Source organism: Polaribacter aestuariivivens, from assembly GCF_005885675.1.
Classification (GTDB): Bacteria; Bacteroidota; Bacteroidia; order Flavobacteriales; family Flavobacteriaceae; genus Polaribacter; species Polaribacter aestuariivivens.
In genome coordinates this window covers 537967-557395 of record NZ_VANR01000002.1, presented here as the reverse complement: position 1 = coordinate 557395, position 19429 = coordinate 537967, and the positions used below count along the sequence as shown (strand labels likewise).

Here is a 19429-nt window from a genome sequence, read left to right as displayed (position 1 = left end):
AAAAAGACAACTTTTTAAGAGTTGTCTTTTAATTTTATGATTTTATTAATTTTTTTGTAATGGATTTGTTTTGAGAAATTATTTTTATCAAATAAACTCCTTTGTTTAAATTGGAGAGGTTAATTGTATTATTTGAGGCATTTACACATTCGGAAATAACAAGCTTACCAATAACATTGTAAATTTGAACTTCACAGTTTTGTGTTGTTTTTACAAATAAATTGTTTCCGTTTGTAGGATTTGGATATATCTTAATATTATTTATTGTAGAAAAGTTTTCAGTAGATAATACTGCACCCCAAATTTGATTTACATATTCAGGATGATCTACAAAAGGATTTCTATTTTTTTGATGTTTAAAAATTTCATCATTTCTATCCAATTCTTTTTGGCTTACAGGATCTTCTAAATGCCAGTGATACAACATGTCTAAAGCCCACTGCTCAAAAACCTTATCACTAGTTCCATTAAGCATATTGTCAGCTCCATTGTTATTGTTTTCCCAGTTATTGATTTCATCTTGATAACGAACTGAAACGTAAAATAATGCTCTAGCAATATCTCCCTTATATTCATTTATGGGCTCAAAAACTTTATCATTTGGTCCAGTAATACTACTTGTACCTCTTTTAGAACCATTATTCGAAGTATAATCTGCAGTTAAAACTTCACCAAAAGCATAATTGCTTCTTATTCCGTTTACTTTTTTATCTGAAGGAAAAACATGATGCGCATCTCCTCTTAAGGGATGTGAGTTGCTGCCTCCATACCAGCTTTGTGCAAAAGTATGCTCTCTATTATACTTATCGCATTCTGTTGTACCTCCAGAACCTCTATCTTGATCTGTTGAAAAGGTAAAGTTACAATTGCTATAAATATCCCAAACTTTTCCATCATTTCTTACGTCTGATGTTTCATACAAATCCCACAAATCACCATAAGTTACACTTGTATCGTGAAAGGCTTGTCCATTTTCATCATTTATATTGTCTATAATTGATTTCAATTGTGTTTTTAATGAGTAACCACTTGCTGTTGCATTATCATAATATCCTGTAGGAATTTGTGAATAACCAAGTAATGTGGTTGACAAAAATAAAAAAATAAGTAATTTTTGTTTCATTACTTTTTAATGAATTTAGTACTATAAATAGTGTTATTTATATTGAATTTTATAAAATATACTCCATTACTTAGAGTAGAAACATCTATATTATTTTCAGGTTTTTTTACGGTGATTATTTTTTTACCTAAATAATTAAATATTGTCATGTTTTTAATGTCAATATTATTTTTATTGTCTATAAATAAAGTTGAATCAGCTGGATTAGGATATAAATAAATTTCATTTTCTAAAAACGATTCGACATTTAAAATTGCGCTATGTGTTCCAATTCCATCTACAGTATCTTTTGGTAAAATATCCCATTCGTTATCAAGATCAAAAGCAGTATTTGGTTGTACCACTCCATTTTTTCTTCGTAAGGTTTTATCTTTTCCAAAATTTCCACCTCCACTATTATAGGTTCCAACAATATCTATTAAAACATCGTTCTTAAACAACCCAATAGGATCATCACCATTAAAGTTTATTGGTGCACCAAAATTTGTTTCACTTGCATTTGGCTGAATAAAATCTGCTTTAGAAATTAAAAAGTCTCCTGCTATAGCTACATTAGGGTCACTTGAAGATGAGCTAAATTCTGCACCACCATTTACAATAACATACACCATTTTAGACTTTATAGTTCCAGAGAGTTTTAGTTCGTTTTCCCAATCATCTCCAGCGTCTTTACCTCCATTTTTTTGTCTTTTTAAACTATATGCACTCAAATCGATATCATTTGAAGTTACGTTTACTATTTCTACTGCCTTATTATTAGATGAACCTTCTACATATTCAGAAAAAAATAATTCATTGGCAGTAGTTGTAGAACCATCTGTAGTTGTTGCATTTACAGCTGTACTTAAAGGAGATTTATTGTTTACAGCATCTTTTGCTGAAATTTGTACAGCATAAGTCGTAGAAGTAGAAAGATTTGCAACAGTATATGTTAGTTCTTGTGTTGAAGCTAAAAAACTTCCATCTACAAAAACGTCATAACCTATAACTGCTGTATTGTCTGTAGCCGCATTCCAAGAAGCTACAAAAGAAGTACCAGATTGATTACTTATAACAATATTTGTTGGTATAGATGGTGCTTCAGTATCTTCTAAAGTTGTAGTATTTATTGCTGTGCTTTGAGCAGAAGTATTATTGGCTATGTCTTTTGCTAAAACTGTAAAAGAATAGTTTGTATTTGAATTTAAGTTGTTAATAGTTGTAGAAGTTTCAGTTGTGTTTTTGGCTAAAACACCATCAACAAAAACATCGTAACTAGTTACTGCTGTATTATCTGTTGAGGCTGTCCAAGAAATATCAACCGAAAAAGTGGTAATGTTTGAAACTATTAAATTATTAGGTATTGATGGTGCTTCAGTATCTGAACTGGTATAAATACCCCAAGTATCTTCTGCTTTTGGACCTCCCCAAATTCTAGTTGCTAAAATAGGATTGTCAATAAATGGGTTTCTATTTCCTTGCGCATGTTGGTTTGCAGTATTTTCATGATAGTTGTTTCTTGCTTTTTCAAAATCGGAAACTGGATCTTCTACATTCCATTTTAAAAATAAATCGATCATATCATCTGGAGTAGAAGAGGAGCTACCTAAACCAACATTTGTTGGTAAGCATCTGTCACCATAACGTAAATACATATACATAATCATTCTTGCAACATCTCCTTTCCATTCATCTCCAGGAAACCAACCAAATGAATTTGTACCATCTATTGGATCTATATAAGATTCTGTAGTGGCTCCAGAACTAGCACCAGAACCATCAGAAAAAAATCTGTTTCCTCTTGATGAATTTCTTTGAACGTCTGAAGGTCTTAAATGATGTGCATCTGATCCAGGACCAGCTTCTCCAAGATTTGGAGTTCCTAAAGAACGAGAAAAAATATGCTCTCTATTCCAATCTCCAGAACTTCCGCTAAAATCATTTATACCTCGAGTTCTGTTGTTTGTAACATCTGAATCTGTTCCGTTTTCCCAACCATAAACTAACAAAACCTCTTGAGGGTTTGTAGGGTTTACATCTGTTGCTTGTGAAGCATTCCAAATTTGGTCATAAAATAAAAATTGCGAATGTGTAGCAATAATTTTAGTAGCTAACTCTTCTTTTAGAGTAATACCTGTTAAGTTTAAATTAACATCTGAATAATAACTTTCTTGAGAGAAACTTATAAGTGATGTAAATACTATGAATGAAAAAGAAAAAAATCTTTTTAACATATAAAATTGATTTTAAGATTAGACTATTTTTTCTTTTTCAATTATTTAAAATTTCAACTAGCAATTATTGAAATTTTACTTTTTTTCTAGTAAAGCCATATAAAATCCATCAAAACCAGATTTGTGAGCTAACACTTTTTTGTCGGATACAAAGGTAAACTCTTTTCCGGCTTCTGATGTTAAGAAAGTATTAACTTGATTTTGATTTTCTGATGGTAATATAGAGCATGTTGCATACACCATTTTTCCTCCAGGTTTTACCATTTTAGAATAACTTTGTAATATTTCTTGTTGAACTTTTTTAATATTATCTATAAATTCTGGCTGTAATTTCCATTTAGAATCTGGGTTTCTACGAATAACTCCTAAACCTGAACAAGGGGCATCAATTAAAACTCTGTCTGCTTTACCATAAAGTTTTTTAATAGGTTTTGTAGAGTCAATTACTCGCATATCTATGTTATGTGCTTTGTTTCTTTTAGCTCTAACTTTTAATTTACGAAGTTTGCTTTCGTAAATATCCATGGCAATAATTTGTCCTTTATTTTCCATTAAGGCAGATAGGTGTAGTGTTTTACCACCAGCTCCAGCACAAGTATCTACAACTTTCATACCTGGTTTAACATCTAAGTAAGCTGCAACTAATTGAGAAGAAGCATCTTGAACTTCAAAAAAACCATTGTGAAAAGCTTCTGTTTTAAAAACATTGGCTCTTTCTGGAAGCAATAAAGCATCTGGATGATTAGGTACAAATTCAGTATCTACATTTTCAGATTTTAATTTCTTTTGAAGAACTTCTTTGGAAATATTTAATGTATTGGTTCTTAAAATTACTTTTGCTTGTTCGTTTAAAGCAGCAATTTCTTTTGTCCAAACTTCTTCACTTAATTCAGCTACACAAAGTTCATCCATCCAATCAGGAATAGATTCTCTATATTTTCTTATTTTAGATAATTCAGCAAAACGTCCTTTAATTCTTCTTTCTGGAACATCACCAATTTGATTCCAATCAGGTAAAGAAATTCCTCTTAAAATACACCAAACAGAAAATAACCTCCAAATATTATCTCTGTCATAAGGTATTTTTACTTCGGCAATTTCTGCATATAATCGGTTCCAACGAACAATATCATAAATAGTTTCAGCAACAAATTTACGATCTCTTGCTCCCCAGCGTTTGTCTCTTTTTAAGGCTTTTTCAACAGCTTTATCTGCATAAACACCTTCATTAAATATATCTCTAATGCTATCTATTACAGCAAATGTTAAATTTCTATGTAATCTCATTTTTCAATTATAAATCGAGTGCAAAGATACGTGAAATAAAAGGTATTTCGTATTTTCGTTTTTACAAACTTATTAAAGTTGAATTTAAGCTATCCAATTACATATATCAAAGGAATTAGTGTACAAAGAGCAGCGCTTTTGTATACAGAATTAGGAATAAAAACCTGTAATGATTTATTAAATTTTTTTCCTTTTAGATATATTGATAAAACTCAATTTTATGCCATCAAAGATTTGCAACCCAACTCTTCAGAAGTTCAAATTGTTGGTAAAATAACTCATGTAAAGTCTGTTGCGCAAAAAAGAGGAAGTAGGTTAGTGGCAACATTTCAAGATGCTACTGGAACTATGGAATTGGTTTGGTTTAAAGGACAAAAATGGATTAAAGACTCCTTAAAAGTTAACGAACCTTATGTGGTTTATGGTAAGCTGAATCATTATAATGGTAGTTTTAGCATTCCGCATCCAGAAATGGAACTAGTTACAGAGTACAAAAAAAAGTTGCAAACGAAAATGCAACCAGTTTATCCTTCTACAGAAAAATTAACCAACTCTGGAGTTTCTAATAAGTTGATGCGTAATTATATTCAAAACTTACTACAACAAGTTTATGACTCAATTCAAGAAAGTTTATCACAAGAAATTATAGACGATTTTAAATTGATGAAAAAGAGAGATGCATTATTAAATGTACATTTTCCTCAAAGTCAAGAAAATTTAGCAAAAGCTCAAAATCGATTAAAGTTTGAAGAGCTATTTTTTATACAATTACAATTATTACGAAAAAAACTCATTAATAAAGCGCAAATAAAAGGATTTGTTTTTGAAAATGTTGGTGAAGTTTTTAATCAATTTTATACTGAAAAATTACCATTTGAATTAACGAATGCCCAAAAAAGAGTTGTAAAAGAAATACGCAATGATGTTTCTACTGGCGCACAAATGAATCGTCTTTTACAAGGAGATGTGGGTTCAGGAAAAACAATAGTAGCTTTATTAACAATGCTTTTAGCTATTGATAACGGTTTTCAAGCCACAATTATGGCTCCAACAGAAATACTTGCAAATCAACATTACACTGCAGTTTCCGAACTTTTATCAGGAATGAATATTAAAGTTGATATTTTAACAGGTTCTGTAAAAACAAAAAAGCGAAGAGAAATTCATACGAGTTTAGAAGATGGAAGTTTGCACATTCTAGTTGGAACACATGCTTTACTTGAAGATAAAGTAAAATTTAAAAACTTAGGAGTAGCAATAATAGATGAGCAACACAGGTTTGGAGTCGCTCAAAGAGCAAAATTGTGGACAAAAAACACATTGCCTCCACATATTTTAGTGATGACTGCCACACCAATTCCAAGAACTTTAGCCATGTCTGTTTATGGCGATTTAGATATTTCTGTAATTGATGAATTACCTCCAGGAAGAAAAGAAGTTAAAACAGTTCATAGATTTGATAGTAACAGACTGTCTGTTTTTAAATTCATGAAAGACGAAATTGCAAAAGGAAGACAGATATACATAGTATATCCATTAATTGAAGAATCTGAAGCGATGGATTATAAAGATCTAATGGATGGTTATGAAAGCGTATCAAGAGAGTTTCCATCACCAAAATATCAAATAAGTATTGTTCATGGTAAAATGAAACCTGCAGATAAAGATATTGAAATGCAACGTTTTGTTAATGGCGAAACACAAATTATGGTTGCAACTACTGTAATTGAAGTAGGTGTAAATGTACCCAATGCAAGTGTTATGATTATTGAAAGTGCAGAACGTTTTGGGCTATCTCAATTACATCAATTACGAGGAAGAGTTGGAAGAGGTGCAGACCAAAGTTATTGTATTTTACTATCTAGCTATAAATTATCGGAAGAAGCAAAAACTCGATTGCAAACAATGGTAGAAACTACAGATGGTTTTAAAATAGCTGAAGTAGATTTAAAATTACGTGGTCCTGGAAATTTGATGGGAACACAACAAAGTGGTGTTTTAAATTTGAAAATTGCAGATGTTGTAAAAGATTCTAAAATACTAGTAGCTGCTAGAAATACTGCTATATCAATTTTACAAGAAGATAGCACTTTGTCTCAAGAAAAAAACCTACCAATAAAACAAGCCTATACAAAAATGACCAAATCATCTAAGATTTGGTCAAATATAAGTTAGGTTTAATTTTTTTTTAATTCTGCCAAGGCTTGTAGTTTTTAGCTTTTGGCCCTGTAACCTTTCTAATTTTAGTATTTCTTGCAAGAACAATTTTATTATCAGATAATTTTCTTTCCCAGATTTTAAGGTTTTTAAATTCTGGACCTTTCAAATCTAATTTTTCAAAACTATTCAAAGTGATTATAGTTGGAACTTTTTTATGTTCCCAATATTTATAATTTTTAGCTTCAGGACCCTGAACCTTTTTGGTGTTTTGTGCAACTGCATTAAAACCAAATAGAACTGCAATAAAAAATAATATTTTTTTCATAAGTATTAGTTTAAAATGATTGATTCTTAGCTAGTACAAATATAAAAAATCTACTTTTTTAAATTGTTAATTTTTTGTGAATTTGGTATTTTTTAAAGTTCAAAATGTTTATTCTTTAATATAAGTTCTTTTAATTATTTAAAAATCTATTTTTTAACATTTAGAATAAAAAAAACCGAGCAACATGCTCGGTTTTAGTTTGTTATGCGTAAAAACTAATGTTTTATTGTTTTGGTGTTGCTTTATCAGCAATAATTCTGGTATCCATATTTGCTACTTCCCAAGCTGTATGAAAAACCAAACGTGTTCTGTTTTCTAACAATTCGTAGTTTATTTTATCTGGAGTGTCAGAAGGTCTGTGGTAATCTGCATGAGTTCCATTAAAATAGAAAATAATTGGAACATTGTTTTTTACAAAGTTGTAATGATCAGATCTGTAATAAAATCTATTCGGATCATTTTCATCATTGTATTTATAATCTAAATTAATATTCATATATTTTTTATTCATTGCTTCAGAAATTGTGTGCAATTCTGTACTTAACTTATCAGAACCAATTAAATATACGTAGTTTGGGTCAGCTTTATGTCTATCATCAATTCTACCAATCATATCAATATTTAAATCACAAACAGTGTTTTCTAGAGGAAAAATAGGATCTACATCTGTATAGTACTTAGAACCTAACAAACCTTTTTCTTCACCTGTTACGTGTAAAAATAAGATGGAACGTTTTGGACCTTTACCATTTTTTGCTGCCATTTGAAAAGCCTGAGCAATCTCTAAAATAGCAACAGTTCCAGATCCATCATCATCTGCACCATTATAAACTTCTCCATTTTTTATTCCTTCATGATCTAAGTGAGCAGAAATAACCACAATTTCATCTGGCTTTTCTGATCCTTTTATAAACGCTACAACATTCTCAGAGTCTTTGTATTTTCCTCTTCTAACATTTTTGTTAATCCATTCTGCTGGAACTTCTTGAAAATAGTCATCACCACCTAAAGGAGAAACAATACCTTCTGAAACATAAAAGTTTTTTAAATATTCAACTGCTTTTTTCTGTCCAGGTTCACCAGTTTCTCTACCTTCAAACTCATCTGAAGCGTAAGTAAATAGATGTGCACCTAAGTCTTTTGCAGTAATTGTTGCTGCATATTTAGCAGCTTGATCTACGTTAGCATCTTCATTAGATGCAGTTTTACTAGAACCACAAGCCATAAAAGCAATTGCACTAGCAACATAAAGTATTTTTTTCATCGATTAAAAAAGTGTTTTTATTGTTGTAAATAAGTATTCAAATGTAACAAAAAGTTACAAGCGCATCAAAATTAATTTTTGTTGATAACAAATTGTTGTAACTTTTTGTTAAAGTTTATAATATTTTTAGGAAATAAATCATCAAAAGCATTCATTTCAATTAATGTTGATGCATCTCCAGAAAATATGGTTTTTTCAGTTAATAAAACTATTTGGTCAGCTAATTGAATAGCTAAGTTTACTTCGTGTGAAGAAATGATAATTGTTTTAGAAGTTTCTGCAACCAATTTTTGTAATAATGAAAATATTCTTAAAGTATGATGCATGTCTAAATGTGCAGTAGGTTCATCTAAAATAATAATTTCAGTATCTTGTGCCAAGGCTCTAGCAATTAAAACACGTTGTAATTGTCCATCACTTAATTCGTAAAATCGATTGTTTTTTAGATGTCCAATTTCAGTTTGTTCTATTGCGATATTAACTTTGTCAATATCATCATTAGAAAGCTTATCAATCCAATTTGTATAGGGTTGTCTTCCAAGTGCAATGAGTTCAAAAACGGTTAATTGACTTTCAGGCAAACGCTCTGTTAAAACCAAACTTAATTTTTTAGAAAGTTCTTTTTCTGAATAACTATTTAAATTTATGTCATTTAAAAATATATTTCCACTAATTGGCTTTTGAACTTTAGAAAGTGTTCTTAATAAAGTTGATTTTCCGATACCATTTTTACCCAAAACACTAATTAATTTTCCTTTCTCCAAAGATAAGTTTACATCAGAAAAAATAATTTTATCCTTTTTTTTCTGCTGATAACCAATCGTTAGGTTTTCGGTTTTTAAGATGGTATTTTTAGCGTTAGTAAAAGTCATTTACACAAATATTTTCTTTTTACGGATTAATAACCAAATTACAATAGGAGCACCAAAAAGTGATGTTATTGCGTTTATTGGTAATGTAAATTCGCTTGTTGGTAATTGTGCAATACTATCACAAATAAGCATAATTATGGAACCTAAAAGAATAACTGCAGGTATTAATATTTTATGATTTGATGTAAAAAAAAGCATTTTTGCAATATGTGGTACAGCCAAACCTATAAAAGCAATTGGTCCTGCAAAAGCTGTGATAACACCTGTTAAAATACTAGTAATTAATAAAATTATATTCCTGTTTTTTTTTACATTAATACCTAAACTTTTAGCGTAATTTTCTCCCAATAAAAAACTATTTAAAGGCTTTATTATTAAAGTAGTTCCTAAAATTCCAATTAGGTAAATACCACTAAAAACTAAAAGCTCATTCCAAGAAAGATTACCCAAACTACCAAAACTCCAAAACAAATATTGCTGAATTTTAGAGGCTTCACTAAAATAAGCTAAAACACTAATAATTGCTGCTGTTAAACTACCAAACATCAATCCTATAATTAAAATAGACATCGTGTTTCTGACTTTATTTGCGGCGATAATTACAGCAGATAAAACTAAAAAAGAACCCAAACTTGCTGCAATAGGTAAAGACCAATTAGAGACTGAGTTCGTTAGAAAAAAACCACCAAAAAGCGATGATCCTAAAATGAATAATGCAACTCCTAAACTTGCTCCTGAAGAAATACCTAAAACAAATGGACCCGCTAAAGGGTTTCTAAACAATGTTTGCATTAACAAACCACAAACAGACAAACCAGAACCGACTAAAATTGCTGTAATTGCTTTGGGTAACCTAAATTGTAAAATAATCGTTTGCCAACTTTCTTTGGATGCAATGCCACCAGATAATGTATTGAAGATATCTTTAAAAGGAATGGAAACAGAACCCAAACTAATATTCATAAAAAACAAAACCACCAACAAAATGGATAGCAGTATAAAGTGTTTTTTGAATGATTTTTGTTCCATTTATAAATATCTGGATAAGTATTGTAAACTTTTATGAATTATTTTTGATACTCTTTTAAGAAGGTAACCAACTTATTTATAGCTAAACCTCTATGAGAAATTTTATTTTTTTCTTCGGAATTCATTTCAGCAAAAGATTGCTCAAATCCTTCAGGTTTAAAAATAGGGTCGTAACCAAAACCTTTTTCTCCTTGTTTTTGTGTTAAAATTTCTCCTTTGCAAATTCCTTCAAACAAAAAATGTTTACCATCTAAATTTAAACAAATAGCTGTTCTAAATTGTGCTTTTCTGTTTTCTTTGGTTTGTAATGCTAATAATAATTTTTGCATATTGTTTTCAGAGTTAGCAGGTTCACCTGCAAAACGAGCTGAATAAACTCCTGGTTTTCCGTTCAAACTTTCAACTTCTAAACCTGTATCATCTGCAAAACAATTGTAGCCAAATGTTTTGGTAATGTAGTTGGCTTTTAATTTTGCATTTCCTTCTAAAGTAGTTTCAGTTTCATCCACTTCATCAAAACAATTAATGTCTTTTAAACTCAATAATTCTATTGAATTTGGAAGCATTTCTTGAACTTCTTTTAATTTGTTAAGATTGTTGGTTGCAAATACGAGTTTCATACTCTATAATTCAAAGTTTAAAATTTAATGTTCAAAGTTACAAAAGTTAAGACACGAATTTCACTAATTTTATAAATCATAATAGATTTTTAAGAGAGATTGAAGTTCCTTCCCTTTGGGAAGGTTAGGATGGGATATTATTCATGATGATAAGGCTCATTTTTTAAAATGGTAAATCCTCTATATAGTTGTTCAACAATAAACAAGCGAATCATTTGGTGGGAAAATGTCATTTTAGATAATGATATTTTTCCACTAGCTTTTTTATAAACAGCATCAGAAAAACCATAAGGACCACCAATCACTAAAACCAACTGTTTAATTCCGGCATTCATTTTCTTTTGAAGATATTTTGAAAACTCGATAGAAGTGTAGTGTTTTCCTTTGTCATCAAGCAAAACCAAAACATCTGTGTTTTGTAATTTAGATAAAATTAATTCTCCTTCTTTTTCTTTTTGTTGAACTTCACTCAAATTTTTCACATTTTTAATATCCGGAATTATCTCTAATTCGAATTTTATATAATGTTTTAAACGTTTTTGATATTCATCAATTAACTGAATCAAATTTTTATTATCCGTTTTGCCAATGGCGAGTAATTTAATTTTCATGGTTACTGTCAGGTCGAGCGCAGTCGAGACCTTATTAAAACCTCTCGACTGCGCTCGAGGAGACAAATATTGTCACAACAAATTTATCAGTTTTAAAACATAAAATCATCAGAACTTCTTAAAAGTTGAAAATCATTACTATTTTTACATCAGAATTAAACTTTATATATGATTTCAGAAGCACAATTTCAACACGAATTAGACCTCATTATAAAAAATGCCATTAGAGAAGATATTGGAGATGGCGATCATACTTCGCTTTCTTGTATTCCTGCAGATGCTGAAGGTAAAGCAAAATTACTTGTAAAAGATGACGGAATTATTGCAGGAGTTGAATTCGCAAAACAAGTTTTTAAATATGTTGATGCAGCTTTAAACGTAGAAACTTTTATAAACGATGGCGAAAAAGTAAAATATGGTGATGTTGTTTTTCATGTTTCTGGGAAATCACAATCCATTTTAATGGCTGAACGTTTAGTGCTAAATGCAATGCAAAGAATGAGTGCTATTGCAACCAAAACTGCATTTTTTGCAGATTTATTAAAAGGCACAAAAACAAAAGTTTTAGACACTAGAAAAACAACACCTGGTATTAGAGCCTTAGAAAAATGGGCAGTAAAAATTGGAGGTGGAGAAAATCACAGATTTGCTTTGTATGATATGGTAATGATTAAAGACAATCATATTGATTTTGCTGGCGGAATTACTGCAGCAATTACAAAAACCAAGAAATATTTAGCAGAAAAAGGCTTAGATATAAAAATAATTGTAGAAGCAAGAAGTTTAGAAGAAATTAAGGAAATTCTTTCTAATGAAGGTGTTTATCGAATTTTAATTGATAACTTTAATTATGAAGATACAAGAAAAGCAGTTGCTTTAATTGGCGATACTTGCCTAACAGAATCTTCTGGAGGAATTAACGAAGAAACCATTAGAAAATATGCAGAATGTGGTGTCGATTTTATTTCATCTGGCGCATTAACGCATTCGGTTTATAATTTAGATTTGAGCCTTAAAGCTATTTAAATGTTTGAACATCATTTTTATAATGAACATTTCAAAAAAATAGACCCAACTGTATCTAAAATCCAGAAAGGTGAATATGATAGCTGTACTTTCGAAAATTGTAATTTTGAAAACATGCATATTTCTAACATTCAGTTTATAGAATGTGAGTTTATCGATTGTAATTTTAGCAACTCCATTGTAAAAGACACTTCCTTTAAAGATGTAAATTTTACAAATTGTAAAATGATAGGAGTAAAGTTTCATGAGTGTAATCCGTTTTTATTGCAGTTATCGTTTACAGATTGTCAGTTGAGCTTCTCATCATTTTATCAATTAAAAACGCCAAATACTATTTTTAAAAAATGTAATTTAGAAGAAGTAGATTTTACTGAGGCAATTATTCATAACAGTATTTTTGAAAATTGTGATTTAAAAAACGCCATTTTTGAAGAAACCAATTTAGAAAAGTCAGATTTTAGAACTTCGTATAACTTTACAATCCATCCAGAAAAAAATCGTTTAAAAAACGCAAAATTTAGTAAAGAAAATTTGTTAGGCTTATTAACAAATTATAAAATTATTGTTGAATGAAAAAAGTAATTGTAAGTATTGTATTTATTAGTTTACTTATTTTTTCTTGTAAAAGAAAACAAGTTGACGTTCCCATTTTTTCATATTCAATTTTAAATGATAGCGTTAAAAATTTCAAATTAAATATAAACGAAAAACAAGCTACTATTTATTATGAATATCTTCATCAAAACGACTCAATTAAAAAATTATATTTAACGTATAATAATGATAAAGATATTTTAATTTCAAATTTAGATACATTTCATTTTAATAAAAAAACGTATAACTCTAAGAGTTTACAATTTAAATTCTATCAAAAAAAAGAAATTAACAATCATAATAGATCTTTAGTTTTTAATGAAAATTATGGTCTTTTAGCTAATTTAGCTTATGGTTCAGATTATTTATTTTTAAAAGATTCTATTTCTAAAACGGATAAAAAATTACTTTTTAAAGCCTTATTTTACGATTTAAATAAAATAGAAACCGATTAAATAAAATTTGCAACTTTGTAATTCTAATAATGACAAAAGAAATAGAAGATAGCTTAGAAAAAATTCCAATTATAGGAATTCTCGTAAAACTTGGAAAAAAAATAAAAATTCCAGGTTTAGAAGGCATGTCTTTATACGACTTATTAGAAATGTATTTTATTGGCATTATTGAAGGAGCTTTAACAACGAGAGCAGGAGGAATTGCTTACAGCTTTTTTATGGCTATTTTTCCATTTCTGTTATTTGTACTCACATTAATTCCTTTTGTTCCAATTGAGGGCGCTCAAGAAGGTTTGTTATCTATTATTTCAGACGTTTTACCACCAAAAACTTTTGATGCAGTAGATTCTGTTTTGGTTGATATTATTAGCAATCAATATGGAGGTTTGCTTTCTTTTGGTTTTATAGGATCTATTTTTTTAATGACAAATGGAGTAAATGCAATTTTTGGTGGCTTTGAATATTCTTATCATGTAAAAGAAGTTAGAAACGTATTTAGAGCGTACTTTATAGCAATGTTAGTATCCATTGTAATTGTAATGTTTTTGTTGCTTTCTGTTATCCTAATCATCTTTTTTGAGTTAATTTTAAAAGACATGGTTTCTTTAGGTTGGTTAGAAGATAACCTAATTTGGATTCAGTTAAGTCGTGGACTCATATTTTTAATCATGATTTTTATTACAGTTTCTATGCTGTATCATTATGGTGTAAAAGAAGCAAAACACTCTCGGTTTTTCTCTCCAGGAGCAGTATTTACAACTATTTTATCAATTTTAACCTTTTATCTATTTGGGTTTTACGTAAACGAATTTGCAAAATATAATGAGCTGTATGGTTCCATTGGTACGTTGTTAATTTTAATGTTATTTATTTGGCTAAATGCCATTATTTTACTTTTAGGTTTTGAGTTAAACGCAACTATATACAGTTTAAGAAGGCAAAATAAAACCTTTGTAACCTCTAAAAAATTATAACTTTTTCACGATATTTGCGCTCGCAATTTATAATTACACGTGTTAAGTTTTAAGTAATTAGTTTTAAAACTACAACTAAAAACTAAAACCCGACATCTAAAAACTATTTAATGAAGCCAAGTATCCCAAAAGGAACCAGAGATTTTTCTCCAACAGAAGTTGCCAATCGTACGTATATTATGAATACGATAAAAACGGCTTTTGAAACTTTCGGTTTTCAACCCATTGAAACTCCAAGTTTTGAAAATTCATCAACTTTAATGGGAAAATATGGTGATGAAGGGGATCGTTTGATTTTTAAAATTTTGAATTCTGGAGATTTTTTAGCTAAAGCTGATGATTTATACGAATTTAAAAATTCTTTAAAAAAACAAATAAATTTAATTATAAAATCAATTGATGAATATATTTCAAATAATAATTTTGGAAAAGACGAATATTATAATTCTGAATTTAAATCAAATGTTTTATTTTACTTAAAAAGTAAAATAGAAGATAAATTTAGTTTGTTAAAAGATGAGTTTGTTATAAAAAACTTACTAGACATAAAATTTACTCATAAGTTTGCAATGAGAGATTTTGATACTGTTAACAAATTAGAAGATTTTCTATACAAAAATAAAAGGTCAGTAAGAATTACTTCTCAAATCTCCGAAAAAGCACTTCGTTACGATTTAACAGTACCATTTGCAAGGTATGTAGTGCAACATCAAAACGAAATTACATTTCCTTTTAAAAGATATCAAGTGCAACCTGTTTGGCGAGCAGACAGACCACAAAAAGGACGTTTTAGAGAGTTTTTTCAATGTGATGCAGATGTTGTTGGAAGTGATTCTTTATGGCAAGAAGTAGAGTTTATTCAGTTGTATGACAACGTTTTTACCAAATTAGGTTTATCAGGAACAACCATTAAAATAAACAACAGAAAAATACTTTCTGGAATTGCAGAAGTAATTGGTGCACAAGATAAATTAATCGATTTTACAGTGGCTTTAGATAAGTTAGATAAAATTGGTCAAGAAAAAGTAGAAGCAGAAATGATTTCTAAAGGAATTTCTGAAGAAGCAATTCAAAAAGTACAACCATTATTTAGTTTTAAAGGTTCTAATTTAGAAAATTTAGATGCTTTAGAAAAAATGTTGCAAACTTCAGAAGAAGGTAAAAAAGGAGTAGAGGAGTTGCGTTTTGTTATAAACTCGGTAACTGAATTGGGTTTAAATTCAGCGAATTTAGAAGTAGATGTTACTTTGGCGAGAGGTTTAAATTATTACACTGGTGCTATTTTTGAAGTTGCAGCACCAAAAGGAGTAAAAATGGGGTCTATTGGTGGTGGAGGAAGATATGACGATTTAACCGGAATTTTTGGTTTAAAAGATGTTTCTGGAGTTGGAATTTCTTTTGGATTAGACAGGATTTATTTGGTTTTAGAGGAATTAGGTTTATTCAAAACAGTAGATTTACCAAAACCAAAAGTGCTTTTTGTTAATTTTGGTGAAAAAGAAGCTTTGTATTCCATGAAAGCAATTACAAAACTGAGAGCAGAAAATGTAAAATCAGAATTGTATCCAGATGCTGCAAAAATGAAAAAACAAATGAATTATGCCAACAAACGTGAAATAGAATTTGTGGTGCTTGTTGGTTCAAGAGAAATGGAAAACCAAGAATTTACGCTAAAAAATATGGTTTCTGGTGAGCAAGATAATTTATCATTAACCACGTTAATTAATAAACTAAAACAATCTTAAACAAACAAATACCTATTAACGCTAAATAAACTGCATATATAACAGTTAAAACAACTTGCCTAAATTTATAGAATTATAGTTAGAATTTATATAAAAACTAAAATAATACATTCTAAACACGTAAATTTGCACTTTAATAAACGATTGAAATGTTTGAATTGAACAGCAAAATGAATGAAGAAAGAATTGATGAAATAGGTGAAAACCATGTGGCAACTTCTGCGGAAAATCCAATAAGACCAGATGCTTTTGATATTTCTGATCAAGAAAAAATAGCTAAAATTGAAGAAAGTGTAAAAGATATTCTGCACACTTTAGGAATGGATTTAACTGACGATAGCATCCAAGGAACTCCTAAAAGAGTTGCTAAAGCATTTATAAACGAAATGTTTATGGGCTTAAACCCTAAAAATAAACCAACAGCTTCCACTTTTGATAATAATTATAATTATGGCGAAATGTTGGTAGAAAAAAACATTGTTGTTTATTCTACTTGCGAACACCATTTGTTACCAATTATAGGAAGAGCACATGTTGCATATATTTCTGGAGGTAAAGTAATTGGATTATCTAAAATGAACAGAATTGTGGAATATTTTGCCAAAAGACCACAAGTTCAAGAGCGCTTAACAATGCAAATTGTACAAGCAATGCAAGAAGCTTTAGGTACTCAAGATGTAGCTTGTGTTATAGATGCAAAACATTTATGTGTAAATTCTAGAGGAATTAAAGATATTGAAAGCTCTACTGTAACATCAGAGTTTGGTGGAAAGTTTAAAGAGAAGGAAACTAAAAAAGAGTTTTTGCAATACCTGCAAATGGATACTCAGTTTTAATTACTTGAACTCATAAAAAAATAAAAATCCGTTTTGATAATCATCAAAACGGATTTTTTTTTATTTTAATTGTAATTCGTAAAATTTACATTTTATTAATAGGGCTAATAATTTTTACATCAGCAAAAGAAATAGCACCTCTAACAACACCATCAATAGTTTTCTTTAAAGCTTCAATTAATTGCATTTTTAATTGCGATTTGTGGTAAATTAAACTCACTTCTCTTGCTGGTGGTGGATTTTCAAATTCACGCAAATGACTTTTATCCAACTCATTTAAGTCTAAAGTATGTAAATAAGGTAGCAAAGTCATACCTAAACCTTCTTTTGAAAGTTTGATAAGCGTATCAAAACTTCCACTTTCTAATTGAAATTTCTTTTTATTGTCAATTTTATGATTTCTGCATAAATTTATAACGCTATCTTTAAAACAATGGCCATCTTCTAACAATAAAATATCTTCCATTTCTAATTCTTCGGAAGTAATTTGTTTGTTCTTAAAAAGCCTGTGATTTTGAGGAATTAAACCAACAAAAGGCTCATAATATAAAGGACGCTCTTTAATAGCTTCATTTTCTAAAGGAGTCGCAGCAATAGCAGCATCTATATGTCCGTCAGTTAATTTTCTAACAATTTCTTCTGTAGTAAGTTCTTGTATAACTAATTTTACTTTTGGATATTTTTTCGTGAAATTGTTTAAAAACATTGGTAATAATGTAGGCATAATCGTAGGAATAATTCCTAATTTAAATTCGCCACCAATAAAACCTTTTTGTTGATGTACAATGTCTAAAATTCTATTGCTTTCATCAACAATTACTTTTGCTTGTTGTACTATTTTTTTACCAACTTCTGTCAATTCAATTGGTTTTTTAGAACGATTAAAAATTTGAACATCAAGTTCGTCTTCTAACTTTTGTATTTGCATACTCAAAGTAGGTTGTGTAACAAAACTATGTTCAGCAGCTACTGTGAAATTTTGGTACTCAGCTACTGATAAAACGTATTTTAATTGGGTAATTGTCATTGTAAATAAGAAATTTTGATAAAGATATTAAAACTATCAATAATAATTATATTAAAAGGAAATTAATTTCTTTTAATTTTGAAATAGAATAAAAATAATAAAATAAATAAAGAAAAAATGATAGAAACAGTTTTAGGTTTAGATAAAAAAGATAGCGCAAATTTAGTAGACAATTTAAATGGATTATTGTCCAATTTTCAAATATATTACCAAAATTTAAGAGGATTGCATTGGAATATCAAAGGAAAAAACTTTTTTGATTTACATAATAAGTTCGAAGAATTATATACTGGAGCACAAGTAGAAATAGATGATATTGCAGAACGTATTTTAACTCTACAAGGCAAGCCTTTACATACTTTTACAGATTATATTAATAACTCTTCTGTACCTGTTGGAAAAGATATTTCTAATGATGAGAAAGCTGTAGAATTGGTGGTAAACTCTCTTTCAGAATTATTAAAAATAGAAAGGGTAATTTTAAATTTATCTGACGAAGCAAATGATGAAGGTACAAATGCAATGATGAGTGATTTAATTTCAGAACAAGAAAAAACAATTTGGATGTTAAACTCTTGGTTGGGTAAATAGTCTGTTCGATTTTAGTTATTGAAAAAGCTTTAAAACACGAAAATGTTTTAAAGCTTTTTTGTTTACATACTATGAGTTTTTAATCTAATAAATAAGAAAAACCAACTTCTAAGCCTATTATATTGTATCCATTATTGGGTGATTGAGTATCAAAGTTTGAAACATGCCCAATATTACTTCCTAAATATAAAATTGTATTTTTTGTAGTTTGATATGTGAAGCCCAAAGAGCCATTTTCAATAAAAGTAAAACCTTTTGCTAAACGTTCTGTTTTAGTATCAATAGTTCCAAAACCTAAACCAATGGTTAATTGAACATGTAGTTTTTTAACTAACTGTTTTTTGACGACAAAACCTAATTCAATTGCATATAAATGCATTGTTTTTAAGGTTGTAAATTCTTCTCTTTTTGCTATATAATTGTCTTCATCTGGAGTTACAAATTGCTCATTCAACAATTGATGTTTCAAAATTTGAAGTTGAGGTTGTATAATCAATTCAAAATTAAAAGATTTCCAAGTTCCTAAATTATAAAATGCTTGTAATTTAAAGGTGTTTGTTGTGTAATAATAATCTTTATCATCAAACAAAAAGTTTTTTTCGTTCGCATTATTATACAAAAAACCAATTTTTTTGGGAATTAGAAAACCTCTTTCAATTTCTTGACTTTGCATTTTA

The 19429-nt window shown here is 29.1% G+C and carries 19 protein-coding genes; 8 read left to right on the top strand and 11 right to left on the bottom strand.

The window, feature by feature from the left end:
- Nucleotides 1-34: 34 nt before the first annotated feature.
- The 3 genes from FDT66_RS05830 to FDT66_RS05820 all read right to left on the bottom strand — a co-directional run bounded on the left by FDT66_RS05830 (nt 35) and on the right by FDT66_RS05820 (nt 4623).
- A complete protein-coding gene (locus tag FDT66_RS05830) occupies nt 35-1123 on the bottom strand; it encodes an endonuclease (RefSeq protein WP_138535207.1) in 1089 nt (362 codons plus the stop codon).
- Entirely contained in the window at nt 1123-3336 is a 2214-nt protein-coding gene (locus FDT66_RS05825) for an endonuclease (RefSeq protein ID WP_138535206.1), read from the bottom strand. Before FDT66_RS05825 ends, FDT66_RS05830 begins: the two co-directional genes overlap by 1 nt.
- 75 nt (nt 3337-3411) lie before the next feature.
- Nucleotides 3412-4623 (bottom strand): RsmB/NOP family class I SAM-dependent RNA methyltransferase, encoded by a 1212-nt coding sequence (locus tag FDT66_RS05820; protein WP_138535205.1) that lies wholly within the window; start codon nt 4621-4623, stop codon nt 3412-3414.
- 78 nt (nt 4624-4701) lie between these two features.
- On the opposite strand from FDT66_RS05820, the gene recG reads away from it, so the two are divergent.
- On the top strand, nt 4702-6798 hold the full coding sequence (gene recG / locus FDT66_RS05815; protein ID WP_138535204.1) for an ATP-dependent DNA helicase RecG: 2097 nt from the start codon (nt 4702-4704) through the stop codon (nt 6796-6798).
- A 13-nt stretch (nt 6799-6811) separates the two neighbouring features.
- On the opposite strand, the gene FDT66_RS05810 is transcribed toward recG, so the two are convergent.
- The 6 genes from FDT66_RS05810 to rlmH form a co-directional block, all read right to left on the bottom strand.
- Nucleotides 6812-7108 carry a hypothetical protein gene (locus FDT66_RS05810; RefSeq protein WP_138535203.1) on the bottom strand — a complete coding sequence of 99 codons (297 nt, stop codon included), beginning with the start codon at nt 7106-7108 and terminating at the stop codon, nt 6812-6814.
- A gap of 223 nt (nt 7109-7331) precedes the next feature.
- Entirely contained in the window at nt 7332-8372 is a 1041-nt protein-coding gene (locus tag FDT66_RS05805) for a M28 family metallopeptidase (RefSeq protein WP_138535202.1), read from the bottom strand.
- A 71-nt stretch (nt 8373-8443) separates the two neighbouring features.
- Nucleotides 8444-9244: an ABC transporter ATP-binding protein gene (locus FDT66_RS05800; protein ID WP_138535201.1), complete on the bottom strand. Its 801-nt coding sequence runs from the start codon at nt 9242-9244 to the stop codon at nt 8444-8446.
- Complete coding sequence (locus tag FDT66_RS05795; RefSeq protein ID WP_138535200.1) at nt 9245-10273, bottom strand: FecCD family ABC transporter permease; 1029 nt, start codon at nt 10271-10273, stop codon at nt 9245-9247. It lies immediately after the preceding gene.
- Between the two features lie 38 nt (nt 10274-10311).
- A complete protein-coding gene (locus tag FDT66_RS05790; protein WP_138535199.1) occupies nt 10312-10893 on the bottom strand; it encodes a non-canonical purine NTP diphosphatase in 582 nt (193 codons plus the stop codon).
- Nucleotides 10894-11030: 137 nt separating this feature from the next.
- Nucleotides 11031-11504, bottom strand: coding sequence for a 23S rRNA (pseudouridine(1915)-N(3))-methyltransferase RlmH (gene rlmH, locus FDT66_RS05785; RefSeq protein ID WP_138535198.1), 474 nt, complete (start codon nt 11502-11504; stop codon nt 11031-11033).
- Nucleotides 11505-11672: 168 nt separating this feature from the next.
- Between rlmH and nadC the strand changes: the two genes are divergently transcribed.
- The 6 genes from nadC to folE all read left to right on the top strand — a co-directional run bounded on the left by nadC (nt 11673) and on the right by folE (nt 17134).
- The gene (gene nadC / locus FDT66_RS05780; RefSeq protein WP_138535197.1) at nt 11673-12530 is read left to right on the top strand and encodes a carboxylating nicotinate-nucleotide diphosphorylase; all 858 of its coding nucleotides are present in this window, start codon (nt 11673-11675) and stop codon (nt 12528-12530) included.
- A complete protein-coding gene (locus tag FDT66_RS05775; protein WP_138535196.1) occupies nt 12531-13103 on the top strand; it encodes a pentapeptide repeat-containing protein in 573 nt (190 codons plus the stop codon).
- Nucleotides 13100-13579, top strand: coding sequence for a hypothetical protein (locus FDT66_RS05770; RefSeq protein ID WP_138535195.1), 480 nt, complete (start codon nt 13100-13102; stop codon nt 13577-13579). Before FDT66_RS05775 ends, FDT66_RS05770 begins: the two co-directional genes overlap by 4 nt.
- Nucleotides 13580-13608: 29 nt before the next feature.
- Nucleotides 13609-14553, top strand: a complete 945-nt coding sequence (locus FDT66_RS05765; protein ID WP_138535194.1) for a YihY/virulence factor BrkB family protein — start codon at nt 13609-13611, stop codon at nt 14551-14553.
- Nucleotides 14554-14663: 110 nt separating this feature from the next.
- Nucleotides 14664-16298, top strand: a complete 1635-nt coding sequence (gene hisS, locus FDT66_RS05760; protein ID WP_138535193.1) for a histidine--tRNA ligase — start codon at nt 14664-14666, stop codon at nt 16296-16298.
- 149 nt (nt 16299-16447) lie between these two features.
- Nucleotides 16448-17134 carry a GTP cyclohydrolase I FolE gene (folE, locus tag FDT66_RS05755; RefSeq protein WP_138535192.1) on the top strand — a complete coding sequence of 229 codons (687 nt, stop codon included), beginning with the start codon at nt 16448-16450 and terminating at the stop codon, nt 17132-17134.
- Between the two features lie 85 nt (nt 17135-17219).
- Here folE and FDT66_RS05750 read toward each other — a convergent pair whose 3' ends face one another.
- Entirely contained in the window at nt 17220-18161 is a 942-nt protein-coding gene (locus FDT66_RS05750; protein ID WP_138535191.1) for a hydrogen peroxide-inducible genes activator, read from the bottom strand.
- A gap of 117 nt (nt 18162-18278) precedes the next feature.
- Between FDT66_RS05750 and FDT66_RS05745 the strand changes: the two genes are divergently transcribed.
- The gene (locus tag FDT66_RS05745; RefSeq protein ID WP_138535190.1) at nt 18279-18752 is read left to right on the top strand and encodes a Dps family protein; all 474 of its coding nucleotides are present in this window, start codon (nt 18279-18281) and stop codon (nt 18750-18752) included.
- Nucleotides 18753-18831: 79 nt separating this feature from the next.
- Here the strand turns inward: FDT66_RS05745 and FDT66_RS14160 are convergent, their stop codons facing one another.
- Nucleotides 18832-19425 (bottom strand): acyloxyacyl hydrolase, encoded by a 594-nt coding sequence (locus tag FDT66_RS14160; RefSeq protein ID WP_246034768.1) that lies wholly within the window; start codon nt 19423-19425, stop codon nt 18832-18834.
- Nucleotides 19426-19429 lie beyond the last annotated feature (4 nt).

Excerpts from the sequence above, each read along its gene's own strand:
- nadC (WP_138535197.1), top strand. The coding sequence starts at position 11,673 with ATGATTTCAGAAGCACAATTTCAACACGAATTAGACCTCATTATAAAA.
- FDT66_RS14160 (WP_246034768.1), bottom strand. The coding sequence starts at position 19,425 with ATGCAAAGTCAAGAAATTGAAAGAGGTTTTCTAATTCCCAAAAAAATT.
- hisS (WP_138535193.1), top strand. The coding sequence starts at position 14,664 with ATGAAGCCAAGTATCCCAAAAGGAACCAGAGATTTTTCTCCAACAGAA.
- FDT66_RS05810 (WP_138535203.1), bottom strand. The coding sequence starts at position 7,108 with ATGAAAAAAATATTATTTTTTATTGCAGTTCTATTTGGTTTTAATGCA.
- FDT66_RS05800 (WP_138535201.1), bottom strand. The coding sequence starts at position 9,244 with ATGACTTTTACTAACGCTAAAAATACCATCTTAAAAACCGAAAACCTA.
- FDT66_RS05765 (WP_138535194.1), top strand. The coding sequence starts at position 13,609 with ATGACAAAAGAAATAGAAGATAGCTTAGAAAAAATTCCAATTATAGGA.
- folE (WP_138535192.1), top strand. The coding sequence starts at position 16,448 with ATGTTTGAATTGAACAGCAAAATGAATGAAGAAAGAATTGATGAAATA.
- FDT66_RS05745 (WP_138535190.1), top strand. The coding sequence starts at position 18,279 with ATGATAGAAACAGTTTTAGGTTTAGATAAAAAAGATAGCGCAAATTTA.
- FDT66_RS05820 (WP_138535205.1), bottom strand. The coding sequence starts at position 4,623 with ATGAGATTACATAGAAATTTAACATTTGCTGTAATAGATAGCATTAGA.
- FDT66_RS05775 (WP_138535196.1), top strand. The coding sequence starts at position 12,531 with ATGTTTGAACATCATTTTTATAATGAACATTTCAAAAAAATAGACCCA.
- FDT66_RS05795 (WP_138535200.1), bottom strand. The coding sequence starts at position 10,273 with ATGGAACAAAAATCATTCAAAAAACACTTTATACTGCTATCCATTTTG.
- FDT66_RS05805 (WP_138535202.1), bottom strand. The coding sequence starts at position 8,372 with ATGAAAAAAATACTTTATGTTGCTAGTGCAATTGCTTTTATGGCTTGT.
- rlmH (WP_138535198.1), bottom strand. The coding sequence starts at position 11,504 with ATGAAAATTAAATTACTCGCCATTGGCAAAACGGATAATAAAAATTTG.
- FDT66_RS05770 (WP_138535195.1), top strand. The coding sequence starts at position 13,100 with ATGAAAAAAGTAATTGTAAGTATTGTATTTATTAGTTTACTTATTTTT.
- FDT66_RS05750 (WP_138535191.1), bottom strand. The coding sequence starts at position 18,161 with ATGACAATTACCCAATTAAAATACGTTTTATCAGTAGCTGAGTACCAA.
- FDT66_RS05830 (WP_138535207.1), bottom strand. The coding sequence starts at position 1,123 with ATGAAACAAAAATTACTTATTTTTTTATTTTTGTCAACCACATTACTT.
- FDT66_RS05790 (WP_138535199.1), bottom strand. The coding sequence starts at position 10,893 with ATGAAACTCGTATTTGCAACCAACAATCTTAACAAATTAAAAGAAGTT.
- FDT66_RS05825 (WP_138535206.1), bottom strand. The coding sequence starts at position 3,336 with ATGTTAAAAAGATTTTTTTCTTTTTCATTCATAGTATTTACATCACTT.